The sequence below is a fragment of the Pseudomonas typographi genome (genome assembly GCF_014694385.1).
GTDB lineage: Bacteria > Pseudomonadota > Gammaproteobacteria > Pseudomonadales > Pseudomonadaceae > Aquipseudomonas > Aquipseudomonas typographi.
This window is the reverse complement of record NZ_JAAOCA010000020.1, coordinates 44,228-60,191: the sequence shown is the minus strand read 5'-3', so window position 1 is coordinate 60,191 and position 15,964 is coordinate 44,228. Positions and strand designations below refer to the sequence as shown.

Below are 15,964 nucleotides of genomic sequence, written 5' to 3'. Positions count from 1 at the left end.
GCCTGAATTGCATTTTTTTAACTATAATGTGCAAACTTTTAAAAGGTCAAATATGCACCGATTTAGGGCGAACCGCCTTATTTTGGGTCGGATAACGGGTATATTCGGGGCGATGGGGGCTGATATAGGCCACAAATGGAGTGAGGCAAGTTCCATTCCAGCTTTTAATGAACAATAAGTACAATTTAGTGCTGGACGTAAACGCCCTGTTCTGTAAGGCTTTTAGCGATTTTTTGCGTTCCCTGCGGCGGCCAGTGCTACACGTTGGCGGCCATCGCGCAAAACATTGGTACGATCACGGTCTTTGGGTGATGAGGTAGGAAGTCATGGCGCGTGCGTCAGGCCAGGGCAGTCGCCGGCTGGCCAATCAAATTCTGGATGTGGTCAGGGAGGCGCGGTTCGAACAAGGCCACCACCTGCGCGAGCAGCAGTTGGCCGACCTGCTCGGCGTGTCGCGTACGCCGGTACGGGTAGCGCTGAACCTGCTGGCCGAGGAAGGCATCGTCGAAGCGCGCAAGAACCAGGGGTTTTTCCTGCTAAAGCCGTTCGACGTATTGCAACGGATCGAGTTCGCCGTGTCTTCGACCGTAGAAGAGGCGCTCTACGAACGCTTGGTGAACGACCGGCTGGCCGGCGACATTCCCGACTCGCTGACCCAGACCGAAATCGCCAAGCGCTACAAAGTGGACCGCGTGACCCTGCTGCGCGCCTTGGCAAGAATGGCCGAAGACGGCCTGGTAGAACGCAATCGCGGGCATGGCTGGACCTTCCTGCCCACCCTCGATAGCGTGGCGGCGCTGCACGGCGGTTATAACTTCCGGCTGATCATCGAACCGGCCAACTTCTTGCTGCCAAGCTTCAAGGTCGACCGCCCCGCACTGGAGCGTTCGCGCCTTCAACACCTGTACCTGGCGTCCCACCCGGACATCGCCGGGGTGAGTGCCCTGCAGCTTTTTGAAACCGACGCGGCCTTCCACGAGATGTTCGCCGAATTTGGTGGCAATGCGTTCTTGCTGCAGGCCATCCAGCAACAAAACCGGCTGCGCAAGCTGCTGGAATTCGCAGGCTATGTGAACCGGCGCCGTGTCCGTGACTGGTGCAATGAACACCTGGCGATCATCGATGCGGTAGCCGCCGGGCGCCTGGACAAAGCCAGCCAGTTGATGCATGAACACCTGGCGCATGCCGACCAGGCGGCCGACGCACCGAGCCGAGCGCGCAGCAAACCCCGCGGCGCAGCGGCGGCCGCCGGCGCGGAGCACAAGCCAGCAACACGGCGGCCACGAAACCCTAAGGTTTCTTGACCGCCTTAACTTCCCCTGATGTTAGGAGCGTTCATGAATCTTGGTTTGGAAGGTAAACGGGCCCTTGTATTGGGTGCCAGCCGCGGCCTCGGCCTGGCGATAGCACGAAGCCTCGCAGCCGAAGGCGCCGAGGTTGTACTGTGCGGCCGCGACGAGGCCGCGCTGCAAGCGGCCGTAGCCGGTATTAGCGCCCAAGGTGGCCGCGCGTCGGCTGCCCGGCTGGACCTGGCCGATGCTCAGCAACGCCGGGCAACGCTGGAGCAACTGTTGGCGCAAGGCAAGGGTTTCGACATATTGATCAATAACGGGGGTGGCCCCGCGCCGGGCGCTATCAGCGCGGTCGAGCCCGATAGCTGGCGCCAGGCATTCGAATCGATGATCGTGGCACTGTTCGAGGTCACCAACCTGGTGCTGCCTGGCATGCGCGAGCGCGGTTGGGGGCGAATCATCAATATCGTATCGTCTGGCGTGGTCCAGCCCATCCCCAACCTGGGCGTATCCAACGCCTTGCGTGCCTCGGTGGTCGGCTGGGCAAAAACGCTCGCCGCTGAAGTGGCCGCGCAAGGGGTCACCGTGAATGCCGTGATACCGGGCCGTATCGCCACCGAACGGGTCGGGCAACTGGACGAGGCAGCGGCCAAGCGCGGTAACACCACCGCCGAGGCGGTGGCCGAAGCCTCACGCAAAACCATCCCCATGGGGCGCTACGGGAACCCCGAAGAGTTCGCCGACACGGTGGTGTTCCTGGCCAGCGAGCGGGCCAGCTACATTACCGGCTCTACGGTGCGAGTGGATGGCGGGATGATCCGCAGCATCTAAAACGCACGCGGCCGGCCGCACCGCGAAGGGTGCGCTGGCCGTACGGTGAGCACCCACCCAGCGGGGTGTAGCAGGGGCTGGCGGCATTTGTTGGTTTTGCTACCATCGGGCCGCCGTAGCCACGCCATGGCGCGCCACGGTGCCTGCCCGGCCAGCACATTCATACGTCAAGCTTGTGCGAACTTTTCAGACATTGCAGCAGGAACCCGCGAATAACCGGGTGCGGGCTGCCCTGGCAGGAGGCCTGTTCGGGGTGGCCTTGTAGGCCGATAAAAAACCGGTGGGCGGCACTTTCCACGGCATCGACGATTTGCCCACTCGGGTCGCTCGCCAGCACCGTCAACCCGGCCGCTTCGAGGCGTTCACGCAGCGCCGGGTTGAGCATGAACCTATGGTTGCAGGGTAGTGTGTGGTGGGCGCCAAGCCGCGCCTGCGCCGAGGCATTCGCCGGTATGCTGGGCTGCGGCCCTATCCGCCACGGGGCAAGGCCATAGGCCTGCATGGGCACGAAGCTTTTGAGCTTGGCAGTTGGCTGGGCTTCGGCCATGTGTATGTCTTCGCCCGGTAACGCCAGCCTGGCCATGGCAGTGACCATGCTCTGCATCCCCAGGCAAAGCCCTAACAGCGCAACCCCCTGTTCCAAGGCATGCTGCGCCACCCGCACCTGCCCGGCCACGTTGTGCATCGAGGCGCCGCCCGGTAACACAATACCGGCAACCCCCCTCAGCTTCGCCTCACTGAACGCCGGCGCCGCCACCCAGTGGATGTCGAGGCGAATGCCCAAGGCATCGGCGGCATCGCCCAATGCCGCCAAGGTGGCGGGGTAGGTATCGCGCTGTTCGTGCTCGGTCCCTATCACCGCGATCGGAACGGCGGCCGCCCGGCAGTCGCCCGCCAGGCTTTGCAACGCCGGGCGGCCATAACGGTCGCGTTGCCAGGCACCGAGTTCGAACAGGTCGTTTTCAAAATGCCAATGTTCGCTGCTGCCCTGCACCCGAATGTGATGCACCTCGATACCGGCTGATCGTGCGTCGGCCAGCAGGGCATCGAGCAGGGTGGGTGGGTACCAAGCTGGGTGCCAAGGCATCGCCACCCACCCCGCGCCAGCCGCCGCGAGCACCTCGGCTGGGGAACTGGGCCCCTCGCAATGGCCACCCCAACGTGCGTGCCATAGCAACCCCGACGGCAAGAGCTGCCCTGCACCCACGTGCTGCTGGGCGTCGGGGTGGGTGTTGAAATCGAACTGCGGCTGCAGATACCGCAGCGCCAGCCCCAGGCTGCGTGCAGCAATCGCGGCGGCGGCGGAAAAAACAGCCGGGGCATGGGTATCGTGATGGATCAGCGTTAGCGGCATAAGTGGGCATCGACCGGCCAAAAGAGCGTTTGCAAATATTGCACTTTGTAAGTCAATATGTGCAATAACTTAAACCACTCCGAGGCAAACATGTCGGTTTCATTGTTGGCGCAGCGCATGCGCCGTGTACGCCCTTCGCCCACGGCGGAGATTTCAGACAAAGTCAGGGCGCTCACGGCACAGGGGCACCGCGTGATCAACCTCGGGGAAGGCGAACTGGATTTCGCCACGCCGGCCCCGATCGCCGAAGCGGGGGTGCGGGCTATCAGGGCCGGCATGACCAAGTACACCGCGGTGCCGGGTACACCGCAGCTCAAACAGGCCATTATCGACAAATTCGCACGGGACAATGGCCTGGCGTACCAGCCCTGCGAAGTGATCGCCGGGGCAGGCGCCAAGCAACTTATATTCAACGCTTTTCTCGCCACCCTGGATGCCGGCAGCGAGGTCATCATCCCGGCACCGTACTGGGTGTCTTACCCCGACATGGTCGCCCTGGCCGAGGGTGTGCCGCGTATCGTGGAATGCGCCGAAGCCGAAGGCTGGAAATTGAGCCCGGCCAAGTTGGAGGCGGCTATCACACCACGCACCCGCTGGGTGATTCTCAACTCGCCCAACAACCCCACCGGCGCGGTCTATTCGGCCGCTGAGCTTAAAGCGCTCACAGACGTGCTGTTACGCCACCCCCACGTTGCGGTTCTGGCCGATGATATCTATGAGCACACCCGTTATGTGGCGGCTTTCGCCACCCCGGCCCAGGTCGAGCCGCGCCTGAAAAGCCGCACCCTGACGGTTAATGGAGTGTCCAAGGCCTTTTCGATGACCGGGTGGCGCATCGGTTATGCGGCGGGGCCCCAATGGCTGATAGACGCCATGGGCGTGCTGCAGTCGCAAAGCACATCCAACCCCAGCTCGATTTCCCAGGCGGCTGCGGTAGCCGCCCTGGAGGGCGGTACGGGGTTCATCAAAGATTGGCTCGGCTTGCTGGGCGAGCGCCGTGATCGCGTGCTGCAAATGGTCCAGGCCGTGGCCGGCATGAGCGCCGCCTCGCCGGAAGGGGCGTTCTATGTGTTCGTGAATTGTGCTGGGCTGCTGGGTGGCCGAACGGCAAGTGGCACAGTGATCGACAGCGACCTGAACCTGGCCAACTACCTGCTCGACACGGCCCACGTCGGCACGGTACACGGCTCTGCGTTCGGCGCCCCGGGGTACCTGCGCATCGCCTACGCCGTCGACATGCCGGTGCTCGATGAAGCCTGTACCCGTATTGCGCAGGCCTGCGCCGCGCTTTCTTTTAGCCAACCCGCCGCTTGATCAGCCCTCGGGCGCTTGCAGGCCCACCCATCGCGCCAGCACTTGGTACGCTTCGTCCAGGCCCTGGCGCTTCGGGGCAGAGAACAACTGCAGGCTGACGCTGGCGCCCCAACCTTGGTGAATCTCGCGCTGCACCTTGAGCAAGGTATTCTTGGCCGCGCCGAAGGTAAGCTTGTCGGCCTTGGTCAACAACAGGTGCATGGGCATGCCGCTGGCCACGGACCAGTCGAGCATCATCTGGTCGAAGTCGGTCAGGGGGTGGCGCACATCCATCAGCAGGATCACCCCCTTGAGGCTTTCACGGCTGCCCAGGTAAGCCTCCAAATGCCGCTGCCAATGCTGCTTGAGCGGGATCGGCACCTTGGCGTAGCCGTAGCCAGGCAAGTCGACCAGGCGGCGCTCCTCGTCGAGGCGAAAGAAATTAAGCAATTGCGTGCGCCCAGGCGTTTTCGACGTGCGCGCCAGGTTGGCGTGGGTCAGGGTATTGAGCGCACTGGACTTACCGGCATTGGAGCGGCCGGCGAAAGCGACTTCGAAGCCTGTGTCGGGTGGGCACTGGTCGACCTTGGCCGCACTCACGGCATAGGTGGCTTGCTGGCACAAGCCGATAAGGGGGTTCTTGAACGACATGGACATTCCGCGGTTTAGCCAATGGCCGCCAGTATATCCCCTTAGCCCTAGATGTGGCGGCCGGCCTTAACCTTCGCTTCATCCTCCGAACATAAATTGTGGTTCAGGCCCAGCATCGGCGATATTTTCGCCACACCAACCGTTACACTACAAACCCATTCTTGTTTACGGGGCCTATGAGCTCGTTGTACTCAAGGCGACTTATCAAATGCTCAGGAGTCAAGCATGCGTAACCTGGTTATCAGCGCGGCCCTCGCGCTGGTCAGCGTGTTCGGAATCGCCAGCACCGCCCAAGCGGCCGATATCGAAGCCGGCGAACAGTACAAGGTTCTCAAAGACCCGGTGCCAGTATCCGAACCCGGCAAGATCGAAGTGGTCGAGCTGTTCTGGTACGGCTGCCCGCACTGCTATGCTTTCGAGCCCACCATCAACCCGTGGGTCGCCAAACTCCCAGCGGATGTGAATTTCCGCCGCATTCCCGCCATGTTCGGCGGTATCTGGGACATCCACGGGCAAATGTTCGTGACCCTTGAAGCTATGGGCGTGGAGCACAGCGTGCACACCGCGGTGTTCGATGCCATCCACAAGGAACACAAGATGTTCAAGACGCCCGAGGAAATGGCCGACTTCGTGGCCACCCAGGGCGTGGACAAAACCAAGTTCCTCGAGACCTACAAGTCCTTCGCCGTGGCAGGCCTGGTAGCCAAAGACAAGAAGCTGGCCCAGGACTACGGCGCGACTGGCGTACCCACCATGATCGTCAACGGCAAATACCGCTTCGACCTGGGTTCGGCAGGTGGCCCTGAAGAAACCCTGAAACTGGCCGATACCCTGATCGAGAAAGAGCGGCAGGCGAGCAAGTAAGCAGCGCCGCGGCCCTGTAAAGGCGCTCTTTGCCCCGCGAAAGCGGCGGCGAAGGGCGCTTTTTGCGTTTATGAGCCCCCCATGACCGATGACGCCCAGCGCTGGAAAGAAAAATACCTTAAGAGCTTAGAAGAGCAGGAACAGCTCGAACGCCGATGGGCCGCCCGGCTCGATTTGCTGCGCCGGGGCCTAGTACGCAGCACGCTGGCCGCCGAGGGGGCGGACAAAGCCGTGGACGCCTGCATGAAGGAAATGCGCGAAGTGGTGCGCAGCGACGACATGGACGCCGCCCTGGCCGGTTTGATTCCACGGCTGGAGAAGGCCGTACTGGACTCCGAACAGCGCCGCCAGGCGCGGGTGAACGACGTCGCCACCGCCCTGGGGGCACTGGTCAACCAGTTGCAGGCGCTGCCCTTGCCGCGCGAAGCGAGCAAACCGCTGAAGAAATTCGCAGGCAGCCTCGACAAGCGTGCCACCCAAAGCCGTGAATTGCCCGTGCTACTGGGCGAACTGAGCAGCCTGCAAGGCCAGGCGCTGGCCAGCCTCGAAGCGGGTGCCACGCGGCCGCACATAGGGTTATTGCAGCGTTTGTTCGGCCCACGCCGCGAGGCGCATCGCGAAACACCGGCCGGCCCCGGGGAAAACACGGCCATGGCCGCACCGAGTGTGGCTGGCGCCCCTGCCGACGAACCTGTGCCCGCGGCAACAGCCGAGGCAACCGCGCCCATCGAGGCCACGCCGCAAGCCGCGGCGCCCGCCGCAACGCCAGCAGCCACCGCAACGGCGGCCCCGCAGGCAACACCCGAGCCTGTGGGACTGGCCGCCGCACCAGCGCCCCCACCCCAGCTCGAAGCAGAGCCGGCACCGCAAATGCCACCCAGCCCGGGCTCCCTACCGGCCGAACCACCGGCCACCCCCGTGCCACATACACAGGCAGAGGCAGAGGCACCAGCACCAGCACCAGCACCAGCCAGTCTGCCCTTACCCGAACATGCCACGTTACCGCAGGCCACCGCACCGGCCGAAGGGCACAGCGCGGTGTATGCGCTACCGGAAACCCCGGAACCGTCTTACAGCAGCGTGGCGGCGCACATCGAAAGCACCCTGTTGGGCATGCTCGATGACCTGTCACTGCCGGAAAAACTACGGCCGTTGGCCAACGCCATGCGCCAACGACTGGCCAGCGGGCTGAACTGGTACGAGCTGTTGCCGCTACTGGATGATGTAGCCGTATTGGTGCTCGCCATCAGCGACCATGGCCAATTGGAGCTGCAACGTTACCTGGCCCTGCTCAATGAGCGTTTCGACCAGTTCATCGACCAACTCCACGCCGCCAGCGACGGCCATGCGCAAGGCCTCGGCGCCACCGAACGGCTCGACGAGAGCCTGCGCGAGCAGGTCGGCAGCCTTCGTGAATCGGTCGCCCAAGCTCGCGACGCCGAGGGCCTGAAACGGGTAATGGAAACCCGCTTCGAGGGGCTGATCGGCACGCTCGACCAACACCGCAAGCAGCGCGAGACATGCGACCGGGAAGTGGCTGAGCGTTTACAAGGCTTGGCCGCGCGCGTGGCGAGCATGGAGCAGCAAGCCCAGCATTACCGCGAAAGCCTCGAAGCACAGCGGCAAAAGGCCTTACTTGACCCGCTCACGGGCTTGCCTAACCGTGCCGCCTGGGGCGAACGCCTGGCCCAAGCGACCAGCCTGCGCGAGCACGACGAAACACCGCTGCATGTGGCCATATTCGACCTGGATCACTTCAAAGCCATCAACGACACCTACGGGCACTTGGCCGGCGACAAGGTGCTGAAGATCGTGGCCACGGTACTGGGCCGCCACCTACGCCCGCAGGATTTTCTCGCGCGCTTCGGCGGAGAGGAATTCGTGCTGTTGATGCCGGCGAGCACCCCAGAGGAGGCCGGGGCGCTGCTGGAGACCCTGCGCGAAGCCATCGAGGCCTGCCCGTTCCACTTCAAGGGGGTGCGGGTCACCGTCACGGTATCGATCGGCACCACGGCGCTCACCCCCAAAGAGGCCGGCGAGCCGGCCCTGAAGCGGGCCGACCAAGCGCTTTACCGCGCCAAGGGCGCTGGGCGCAATCGCATCGCGCTGGGCTGATACGCGGTCCGACAGTTCAACGTACCAGGCAGGGTTTCTTGTTATCGAACGTCCAGTTCGGGATCAAGAACTGCATGGCCGCCGCGTCATCGCGCGCGCCCAGCCCCATCCCTTTGTAGCGCTCGTGGGCCTTGGCCACCTCGTCCATGTCCAACTCCACGCCCAGGCCCGGCTTGGCCGGCACCTTCACCTCGCCGCCGACGATTTGCAGTGGCTGCTTGGTCAGGCGCTGGCCGTCTTGCCAGATCCAATGGGTGTCGATCGCCGTGATGTTGCCGGGCGCCGCCGCGGCAACATGGGTGAACATTGCCAACGAAATGTCGAAATGGTTGTTCGAATGCGAGCCCCAGGTCAGGCCCCACTCATTGCACATTTGCGCCACCCGCACCGAACCCTGCATGGTCCAGAAGTGCGGGTCGGCCAACGGGATGTCGACCGACTGCAACTGGATGGCATGGCCCATCTGCCGCCAATCGGTGGCAACCATGTTGGTGGCAGTGGGCAGGCCCGTGGCACGGCGAAACTCGGCCATCACTTCGCGGCCCGAATAGCCATTCTCCGCACCACAAGGGTCTTCGGCGTAGGCCAGCACGTGGTGCTGGTCGCGACACAAGCGAATCGCCTCCTCAAGCGACCAGGCACCGTTCGGGTCGAGAGTCACGCGCGCCTGGGGAAAGCGCTCGGCCAAGGCGGTGACCGCCTCGATCTCTTCATCGCCGCGCAGCACGCCGCCTTTGAGCTTGAAGTCTTCGAAACCGTACCTGGCCTGCGCCGCCTCCGCCAAGCGCACCACGCGCTCAGGCGTCAGGGCTTCTTCGTGGCGTACCTTGAACCATTCGTTGTCGGCATCCGCCTCGCTGCGGTAGGGCAAGTCCGTTTTATTACGGTCACCCACATAGAACAGGTAACCGAGCATTTTCACCGCATCGCGCTGCTGCCCTTCACCCAGCAGGGCGGCCACCGGCACGTCGAGAAACTGCCCCAGCAAATCGAGCAGGGCCGCTTCAACGGCGGTCACCGCATGGATGGTGACCCGCAGGTCGAAGGTTTGCAGGCCACGGCCACCGGCGTCGCGGGACGCAAACTCACGGCGCATGCTGTTGAGAATATGTTGGTATTGGCCGATCGGTTGCCCCACGACCAAGGTGCGGGCGTCTTCAAGGGTTTTCCGGATCTTTTCGCCACCGGGTACTTCACCCACGCCCACATGCCCGGCGTTATCCTTGAGTATCAAAATATTACGGGTGAAGAACGGCCCGTGAGCGCCCGAGAGGTTCAGCAACATGCTGTCATGGCCGGCAACAGGCACGACTTGCAGGTCAGTCACGACAGGGGCGCTGCCCACGGCATAGGGAGGGTTCATGGGAGTATCCTCAGGGTCATTAGCGCAAAGCCTAAAGGCTGGCATGCCAATAGCTTGCCGCTGCGTTGTTGTTATAAGCCGACGCTGAACTCGGCCGGGTCTGCAGAGATCATACAACTACACTTGCGCGGCAAACAACCTCCCCGAACGCGGCGGCTCAGGGCTAAAGCCCTTAGATTTATCAACGATTCCAGCAGCCCGAGCTATTCGCTATAGTTGTAATACAACCTTTGGCATAACCCCAGGAACGCCCGATGCCCGCTACGCCCAGCCCCACCGCGCGGAAAAAAGGCCAAAGCCTGGCCCAGGACCTGGTCGAGGAGCTGACCCAGCGCATACGGTTGGGCGAGCTTGCCGCTGGCAGCAAACTGCCGCCGGAAAACACCATCGTGGCGCAATTCGGCGTTAGCCGTACCGTGGTACGTGAGGCGTTGTCGCGGTTGCAGGCGGCCGCCTTGGTTGAAACCCGCCACGGTATCGGTACCTTCGTGCTGGCCCAGGGCGAGGGCGGTGGCCTGCGCTTGACCGCCGATACCGCGCGCTCGGTGGGGCGCATTCTCGATGTGCGTACCGGCCTTGAGCCACAGGCGGCCGCCCTGGCCGCGCGCCACCGCAGCGACCGACACCTGCGCGAGATGCACCAAGCACTGCAGCAATACCAGGCGCTGCTGGCTAACCACGACAGTTGCGCCCTGGCCGACTGGCGTTTTCATTTGCTGGTGGCCGAAGCGACCGGTAACCGCTACTTCACCGACCTGATGTTGCACTTGGGCCAAGGCATGATTCCGCGCACCCAGGTGGCTGAGCGGGAACGTGGCAGCGCCGACTTCACCCACCTGGCGCACATGGCCATGCAGGAGCACGAGGCAATTTTCAATGCCATCCAACGCCAAGACGCGGACGCCGCCCGCGCGGCCATGTGGTTGCACCTGAGCAACAGCCGCGCGCGTTTTCACGGCGGCCGATAAGCACCGCGGGCCTTATTTTTTAAGCTTGGGGTTCGGGAAAAACTGCACGGTCTGCACCTTGGGCTTAGGTTTGAGGGCCTGCTGGTTCACTCGCGTGCCCAGCTCCTTCGGTACCGACAGGCCCTGGGCATTGAGGGTGTCGGCATAACCACAGGCCACGCATTCACGGTGCGGCACGTCGTCTTCGCTCCACATCATGAGTTTGTCTTGCTCGCTGCAGGCCGGGCACACGGCCCCGGCGATGAAGCGTTTCTTGGTTTTGCTCACGGTTACCTCCGTCACGCAGCAGCCTCCTCCGTGAGGCCACTGTGGCGCAGCAGGGCGTCGATCGACGGCTCACGTCCACGGAAGTCGACGAACAGCACCATCGGCGCCTGGGAGCCACCGCGCGCCAGGATCGCCTCGCGGAAAGCGCGGCCGGTTTCGGCGTTGAACACGCCTTCTTCCTCGAAGCGCGAAAAGGCGTCGGCCGACAGCACTTCGGCCCATTTGTAGCTGTAGTAGCCCGCCGCGTAGCCCCCGGCGAAAATGTGCGCGAAGCTATTAGGGAAGCGGTTGTAAGCGGGCGGGCGCATCACCGACACTTCATCGCGGATCGCATCGAGCACCTGCGCCACCGAGCGGCCATCGCCATGGGTGGCATGCAGTTCGAAATCGAACAGCGAGAACTCCAACTGGCGCAGCATGATCAACCCAGATTGGAAATTGCGCGCGGCTAGCATTTTTTCCAACAGCGCCTGCGGCAGTGGCTCGCCGGTTTCGTAGTGGCCCGAGATCAGTGCCAGGCCTTCGGGCTCCCAGCACCAGTTTTCCATGAACTGGCTGGGCAGCTCCACCGCATCCCACGCCACGCCATTGATGCCAGAAACGCCGGCGTGCTCGATGCGGGTTAGCAGGTGGTGCAGGCCGTGGCCAAACTCATGGAACAGCGTGGTCACTTCATCGTGAGTGAGCAGCGCCGGCTTGCCCGCCACCGCCGGGGTAAAGTTGCACACCAGGTTGGCCACCGGGCTTTGCAGTGTGCCCTCCGCCGTGCGGCGGCGATCGCGGGCGCCGTCCATCCAGGCACCGCCGCGCTTGTTGGCACGGGCGTAAAGGTCGAAAAAGAACCGCCCAACATGCTGGCCATTCTCACTGATTTCGAACAAGCGCACGTCCGGGTGCCAAGTGTCGAAGCCCTTGAGCTCGTTAATCTGGATGCCATACAGGCGCTCAACGATGCTGAACAGCCCGCCCAGCACTTTGTCGATCGGAAAATACGCGCGCAGGGCCTCCTGGGACACGCTGTAGCGCTGCTCGCGCAGTTTTTCCCCGTAGTAGCCGCTGTCCCAGCTTTGCAGGTCGCTGCAACCCTGCTCGGCCGCGAACGCTTTGAGTTGTTGCAAATCGTCGGCGGCGAACGGTTTGCTGCGCCGGGCCAGGTCACGCAAAAAGCTCAGCACCTGGTCGCTGGACTCGGCCATCTTGGTGGCCAGGCTCAATTCGGCGTAGTTGGCAAAGCCCAGCAACTGCGCAAGCTCCTGGCGCAAGCCGAGGATGTGTTCCATTACCGGGCCGTTGTCGTTCTGCCCGGCGTTCGGGCCCTGGTCGGAGGCGCGGGTGCAATAGGCGTTGTACACCTCTTCGCGCAGGGCGCGGTCGTGGGCGTAGGTCATTACCGCGTAATAGCTGGGGAACTCCAGGGTCACCAGCCAACCTTCCAGGCCCTTGGCCTGGGCCGCGGCGGCCATCTGCGCCTTGGCCGAATCTGCCAGGCCGGCCAGGGCGGCTTCGTCGGTGATGTGCTTGGTCCACGCCTGGGTGGCGTCGAGCAATTGGTTAGAGAATTGGCTGCCCAGCTCCGACAGCTTGCTTTGCACCTCGGCGTAGCGCTTTTGCTGCGCCGGCGGCAGGTCGATACCGGACAAGCGGAAGTCCCGCAGCGAATGCTCGAGGATGGTCTTTTGGGCGGTGTCGAACTGGCTCGCCTCGGGGCTGGCAGCCAGCGCCTGAAAGGCGTCGAACAGGGCGCGGTTTTGCCCCAGCTCGGTGGAGTAGGCGCTCAGCGCGGGCAGGCAGGCTTCATAGGCTTGGCGCAATTGCGGGCTGTTACACACCGCATTGAGGTGGCTGACTGGGCTCCAGGCCGCGCCCAGGCGGTCGTTGAGCTCGTCCATGGCCAGTACCAGGCCTTCCCAGGTGGGCTTGCTACCCTGTTCGGCCAGCATACGCACCAGGGCCGCGCGGTTGCCTGCCAGGATGTGCTCGATGGCCGGTTGCACGTGCTCCGGGCGGATTGCCGAGAAGGGCGGGAGGTCGTATGGCTGCAGCAGGGGGTTGTTCTCGCTCACGGTATTGCACCTTGGCTTTGAAGAATCATGCGACCATCTTAATTACAATCGGTGCCGCGTGCAGCTATCAGCCGAATCAAAGGAGGCTATCGTGACCATCCGCCGCTTCGAACAACACACGCCCCAACTGGGGGCCAGGGCCTTCGTCGACCACACCGCGGTGGTGATCGGCAACGTGACCATTGGCGACGACAGCTCGATATGGCCGCTGGTGGTGGTGCGCGGCGACATGCACCACATCCACATCGGCCAGCGCACCAGTGTGCAAGATGGCAGTGTGCTGCACATCACCCATGCCGGCCCCTACAACCCGCAGGGCTTTGCCCTTACCATCGGCGACGACGTGACCGTCGGCCACAAGGTGATGCTTCATGGCTGCACCCTGGGCAGCCGCATTTTGGTGGGCATGGGCAGCACCGTGATGGACGGCGCAATCGTCGAAGACGAGGTGATCATCGGTGCCGGTAGCTTGGTGCCGCCTGGCAAGGTACTGCAAAGCGGCCACCTGTACGTGGGCAGCCCGGCCAAGGCCGTGCGGCCCTTGACCGATAAGGAACGGTCGTTTTTCAGCTACACGGCCGGCAATTACGTAAAACTCAAAGACCGCCACCTGGCCGAAGGCTACGGCACGCGATGAACCTGCACCACCGCAACGTGCTATTCGACCTCGACGGCACCCTCACCGACCCGCGCGAAGGCATTACCCGGTCGATCCAATATGCATTGGGCAAACTCGGCATCGATGAGCCCGACCTGCGCCGGCTCGAGCACTTCATCGGCCCGCCACTGCTGCAGGCCTTCATGCAGCACTACGGCATGGACGAAGCCAGGGCCTGGCAAGCGGTAAACCACTACCGCGAACGGTTTGGCGTAGCGGGGCTCTACGAAAACCAACTGTTCGAAGGGGTCATCGAGCTACTGGATATGCTCGTCGCCCAGGGCCGGCACCTGTACATCGCAACCGCCAAACCCTGGGCGTACGCCCACGAAATCGCCCGGCACTTTGGCTTCGCCCGCCACTTCAAGGTGATCTACGGCAGCGAGCTGGACGGCACCCGCAGCGACAAGGCGGAGCTGATTGCCCACCTGCTGCACACCGAAGGGCTAACGCCTGCCGACACCTTGATGATCGGCGACCGTAAGCACGACCTGCTCGGTGCCCAGGCCAACGGCTTGGATTGCGTCGCGGTGGGTTATGGCTTCGGCAGTGCCGAGGAACTGAGCCAGCATTCGCCCACCGGGTACTGCGCCACGCTGGCGGCGCTGTACCAGGCGCTGCTGAATACGCCGCCGGCTAAACCGGGGGCATCAATTGGCTGAGGCGCGCCTTACGCTGCGCCGCTGGCAGGGCACCTAGCCGTTGCACCGCGCGAAAAAACCGTGGCCAATCTTTACCTTGCTGCTCGAAAAGCTGGGCAAACGCCGGCACCCACTGGTCGTACAGGCCGAAGGGCAATAGCTTGGCGTTGTTCAGGGGGCCGTTTACCCAAGCGTCGTATGGCCCCTGGCCGCCCCATTGGCCGTCCCGCAGTTGCCGGTACTCGCGCCGCAGCCGTTCGAACTCGGCCTGTTTGGCCGCGCGCATGGCTTCGGGCGCCCATGGCTGGCGGTACACCTGGGCCAAGCGATCACGGGTGTCGAGCACCAACCGCACAAACTGTTCTTGCTGGCGCGCCTGGCTAAGGCTCTGCGGCGGTAGGCCCCGCCAAGCACGCCATTGGCGGGTGCCCTCCTGCTCAACGAAAGTGGCGTAAGACTCATTGAACTCGGTGTCGTCCTTCACGTAATAGCGCTGGTGCGCCAACTCGTGAAAAATCAGCGTGGCCAAGCGCTCGCCACCCCAACGGGCCATGGTGCTGATGATCGGGTCGTCGAACCAGCCCAGCGTCGAATAGGTTTCCACGCCCCCCACATACACATCCTGGCCTTGTTGGCGCAGCAGGGCGGCGGCGCCTCGCGCCGCACCTTGGTCATAGTACCCGCGGTAAGCCACACAGCCGGCAATGGGAAAGCAATGGGTGACCGGCTGCAGGGAGAATTCACCGGTGGCGAACACATTCCACAGCACGAATGGCCGGTGTACGTCGGCATACAACCGGTAACTGCGGTTATCCGGCAGGTGCAGTTGCTCGCTGGCGAAGGCCCGTGCACGCAGCGCCAAGGCCAGGCGCTGTTGCAGCAGTACGGGGGTGCCCGGGGCTGCGATAACCTGCTCGGCCGGCTGCCGCGCCCGCAACAGGGCCGCTTGGCCCTCGGCCAACTGCCCGTAATAGCGCAACGTGTCGCACCCACAGAGCAACAAACACAGGGCTAGGGGAACCCAGTAGGCCTTTTGGTTGTCTCGACAGCCGTGGCCGAAACGCCGCTTGAAAACCATTCTAAACATGAGGCGCGACCTGGTTCGCCAGCCTTGAGAGTGCTGTTATTCTGCCTTTTCCGGGGTAAGTCCATGCGTGAAACATTGTTATTTTGTGGGCTGCTGGCGCTGTCGGGTTGCTCCCTGATTGGCATGCCCAAGCCCGACCCAAACCAAGCCTGGATCGACTTGCAGGTACCCACCAACAATTCGCTGCATGCCGAAGAAGTCGACGCCAAGGCGTGGGCCGACAAACGCTACTTCGAAGTCGACCCGGGCAGCCATGAACTGACGATGCGTTATCAGTTTACCGTGGCCCCCTCCAATATCGGCCCAGGGGCAGACCCGCTGTGGCGCGATTGCCAATTGAATCTGAAATTCAACCACTTTACCGCTGGCGAGCGTTACATGATCCAAGCCGGCACTGTGGGCTTCCGGCCCTGGGCCAAGCTCTATGACCAACAACGCAACATGGTGGGCCGCGCGGAACCAGCCGGTTGCCAACGCACCTGAGGTTGTTTGCCGGTATGCTTGGGCCATGTACGTT

15 protein-coding genes are annotated in these 15,964 nt (G+C 63.1%); 9 read left to right on the top strand and 6 right to left on the bottom strand.

What is annotated here, in order from left to right:
- Nucleotides 1–326: 326 nt before the first annotated feature.
- Together HAQ05_RS16400 and HAQ05_RS16395 are read left to right on the top strand one after the other, a co-directional pair.
- A complete protein-coding gene (locus HAQ05_RS16400) occupies nt 327–1,304 on the top strand; it encodes a GntR family transcriptional regulator (RefSeq protein ID WP_190422472.1) in 978 nt (325 codons plus the stop codon).
- 33 nt (nt 1,305–1,337) lie between these two features.
- The gene (locus HAQ05_RS16395) at nt 1,338–2,123 is read left to right on the top strand and encodes an SDR family oxidoreductase (RefSeq protein WP_190422470.1); all 786 of its coding nucleotides are present in this window, start codon (nt 1,338–1,340) and stop codon (nt 2,121–2,123) included.
- A 160-nt stretch (nt 2,124–2,283) separates the two neighbouring features.
- Here the strand turns inward: HAQ05_RS16395 and HAQ05_RS16390 are convergent, their stop codons facing one another.
- Nucleotides 2,284–3,477 (bottom strand): glutamine amidotransferase-related protein, encoded by a 1,194-nt coding sequence (locus HAQ05_RS16390; RefSeq protein WP_190422468.1) that lies wholly within the window; start codon nt 3,475–3,477, stop codon nt 2,284–2,286.
- A 90-nt stretch (nt 3,478–3,567) separates the two neighbouring features.
- Here HAQ05_RS16390 and HAQ05_RS16385 point away from each other — a divergent pair, with 90 nt between their 5' ends.
- Complete coding sequence (locus HAQ05_RS16385) at nt 3,568–4,791, top strand: pyridoxal phosphate-dependent aminotransferase (protein WP_190422466.1); 1,224 nt, start codon at nt 3,568–3,570, stop codon at nt 4,789–4,791.
- Here HAQ05_RS16385 and yihA read toward each other — a convergent pair whose 3' ends face one another.
- Nucleotides 4,792–5,421 carry a ribosome biogenesis GTP-binding protein YihA/YsxC gene (gene yihA, locus HAQ05_RS16380; protein ID WP_190422464.1) on the bottom strand — a complete coding sequence of 210 codons (630 nt, stop codon included), beginning with the start codon at nt 5,419–5,421 and terminating at the stop codon, nt 4,792–4,794. It lies immediately after the preceding gene.
- Between the two features lie 225 nt (nt 5,422–5,646).
- Here yihA and HAQ05_RS16375 point away from each other — a divergent pair, with 225 nt between their 5' ends.
- Together HAQ05_RS16375 and HAQ05_RS16370 are read left to right on the top strand one after the other, a co-directional pair.
- Nucleotides 5,647–6,285, top strand: a complete 639-nt coding sequence (locus tag HAQ05_RS16375) for a thiol:disulfide interchange protein DsbA/DsbL (protein ID WP_190422462.1) — start codon at nt 5,647–5,649, stop codon at nt 6,283–6,285.
- A gap of 81 nt (nt 6,286–6,366) precedes the next feature.
- Nucleotides 6,367–8,400: a GGDEF domain-containing protein gene (locus tag HAQ05_RS16370; protein WP_190422461.1), complete on the top strand. Its 2,034-nt coding sequence runs from the start codon at nt 6,367–6,369 to the stop codon at nt 8,398–8,400.
- A 16-nt stretch (nt 8,401–8,416) separates the two neighbouring features.
- Here HAQ05_RS16370 and gudD read toward each other — a convergent pair whose 3' ends face one another.
- On the bottom strand, nt 8,417–9,763 hold the full coding sequence (gudD, locus tag HAQ05_RS16365; RefSeq protein ID WP_190422459.1) for a glucarate dehydratase: 1,347 nt from the start codon (nt 9,761–9,763) through the stop codon (nt 8,417–8,419).
- A 254-nt stretch (nt 9,764–10,017) separates the two neighbouring features.
- On the opposite strand from gudD, the gene HAQ05_RS16360 reads away from it, so the two are divergent.
- A complete protein-coding gene (locus HAQ05_RS16360) occupies nt 10,018–10,731 on the top strand; it encodes a FadR/GntR family transcriptional regulator (protein ID WP_190422457.1) in 714 nt (237 codons plus the stop codon).
- 12 nt (nt 10,732–10,743) lie between these two features.
- Here HAQ05_RS16360 and HAQ05_RS16355 read toward each other — a convergent pair whose 3' ends face one another.
- Both HAQ05_RS16355 and prlC read right to left on the bottom strand, forming a co-directional pair.
- Nucleotides 10,744–11,013, bottom strand: a complete 270-nt coding sequence (locus HAQ05_RS16355; protein ID WP_190422455.1) for a YheV family putative zinc ribbon protein — start codon at nt 11,011–11,013, stop codon at nt 10,744–10,746.
- Nucleotides 11,010–13,061, bottom strand: a complete 2,052-nt coding sequence (gene prlC / locus HAQ05_RS16350; protein WP_190422453.1) for an oligopeptidase A — start codon at nt 13,059–13,061, stop codon at nt 11,010–11,012. The genes HAQ05_RS16355 and prlC overlap by 4 nt, the downstream gene beginning before the upstream one ends.
- Before the next feature lie 91 nt (nt 13,062–13,152).
- On the opposite strand from prlC, the gene HAQ05_RS16345 reads away from it, so the two are divergent.
- A complete protein-coding gene (locus tag HAQ05_RS16345) occupies nt 13,153–13,698 on the top strand; it encodes a gamma carbonic anhydrase family protein (RefSeq protein WP_190422451.1) in 546 nt (181 codons plus the stop codon).
- Between the two features lie 2 nt (nt 13,699–13,700).
- Complete coding sequence (locus HAQ05_RS16340; protein ID WP_190422580.1) at nt 13,701–14,381, top strand: HAD family hydrolase; 681 nt, start codon at nt 13,701–13,703, stop codon at nt 14,379–14,381.
- Here the strand turns inward: HAQ05_RS16340 and HAQ05_RS16335 are convergent.
- On the bottom strand, nt 14,356–15,438 hold the full coding sequence (locus HAQ05_RS16335; RefSeq protein WP_190422578.1) for an aminopeptidase: 1,083 nt from the start codon (nt 15,436–15,438) through the stop codon (nt 14,356–14,358). The two genes, HAQ05_RS16340 and HAQ05_RS16335, sit on opposite strands and share 26 nt — an antisense overlap.
- Nucleotides 15,439–15,510: 72 nt before the next feature.
- On the opposite strand from HAQ05_RS16335, the gene HAQ05_RS16330 reads away from it, so the two are divergent.
- A complete protein-coding gene (locus tag HAQ05_RS16330) occupies nt 15,511–15,930 on the top strand; it encodes a PA0061/PA0062 family lipoprotein (protein WP_190422450.1) in 420 nt (139 codons plus the stop codon).
- Nucleotides 15,931–15,964: the final 34 nt, after the last annotated feature.

Bases quoted from the DNA above. Each gene is read 5' to 3' on its own strand.
- HAQ05_RS16400 (WP_190422472.1), top strand. From the start codon at position 327: ATGGCGCGTGCGTCAGGCCAGGGCAGTCGCCGGCTGGCCAATCAAATT.
- HAQ05_RS16395 (WP_190422470.1), top strand. From the start codon at position 1,338: ATGAATCTTGGTTTGGAAGGTAAACGGGCCCTTGTATTGGGTGCCAGC.
- HAQ05_RS16390 (WP_190422468.1), bottom strand. From the start codon at position 3,477: ATGCCGCTAACGCTGATCCATCACGATACCCATGCCCCGGCTGTTTTT.
- HAQ05_RS16385 (WP_190422466.1), top strand. From the start codon at position 3,568: ATGTCGGTTTCATTGTTGGCGCAGCGCATGCGCCGTGTACGCCCTTCG.
- yihA (WP_190422464.1), bottom strand. From the start codon at position 5,421: ATGTCGTTCAAGAACCCCCTTATCGGCTTGTGCCAGCAAGCCACCTAT.
- HAQ05_RS16375 (WP_190422462.1), top strand. From the start codon at position 5,647: ATGCGTAACCTGGTTATCAGCGCGGCCCTCGCGCTGGTCAGCGTGTTC.
- HAQ05_RS16370 (WP_190422461.1), top strand. From the start codon at position 6,367: ATGACCGATGACGCCCAGCGCTGGAAAGAAAAATACCTTAAGAGCTTA.
- gudD (WP_190422459.1), bottom strand. From the start codon at position 9,763: ATGAACCCTCCCTATGCCGTGGGCAGCGCCCCTGTCGTGACTGACCTG.
- HAQ05_RS16360 (WP_190422457.1), top strand. From the start codon at position 10,018: ATGCCCGCTACGCCCAGCCCCACCGCGCGGAAAAAAGGCCAAAGCCTG.
- HAQ05_RS16335 (WP_190422578.1), bottom strand. From the start codon at position 15,438: ATGGTTTTCAAGCGGCGTTTCGGCCACGGCTGTCGAGACAACCAAAAG.
- HAQ05_RS16330 (WP_190422450.1), top strand. From the start codon at position 15,511: ATGCGTGAAACATTGTTATTTTGTGGGCTGCTGGCGCTGTCGGGTTGC.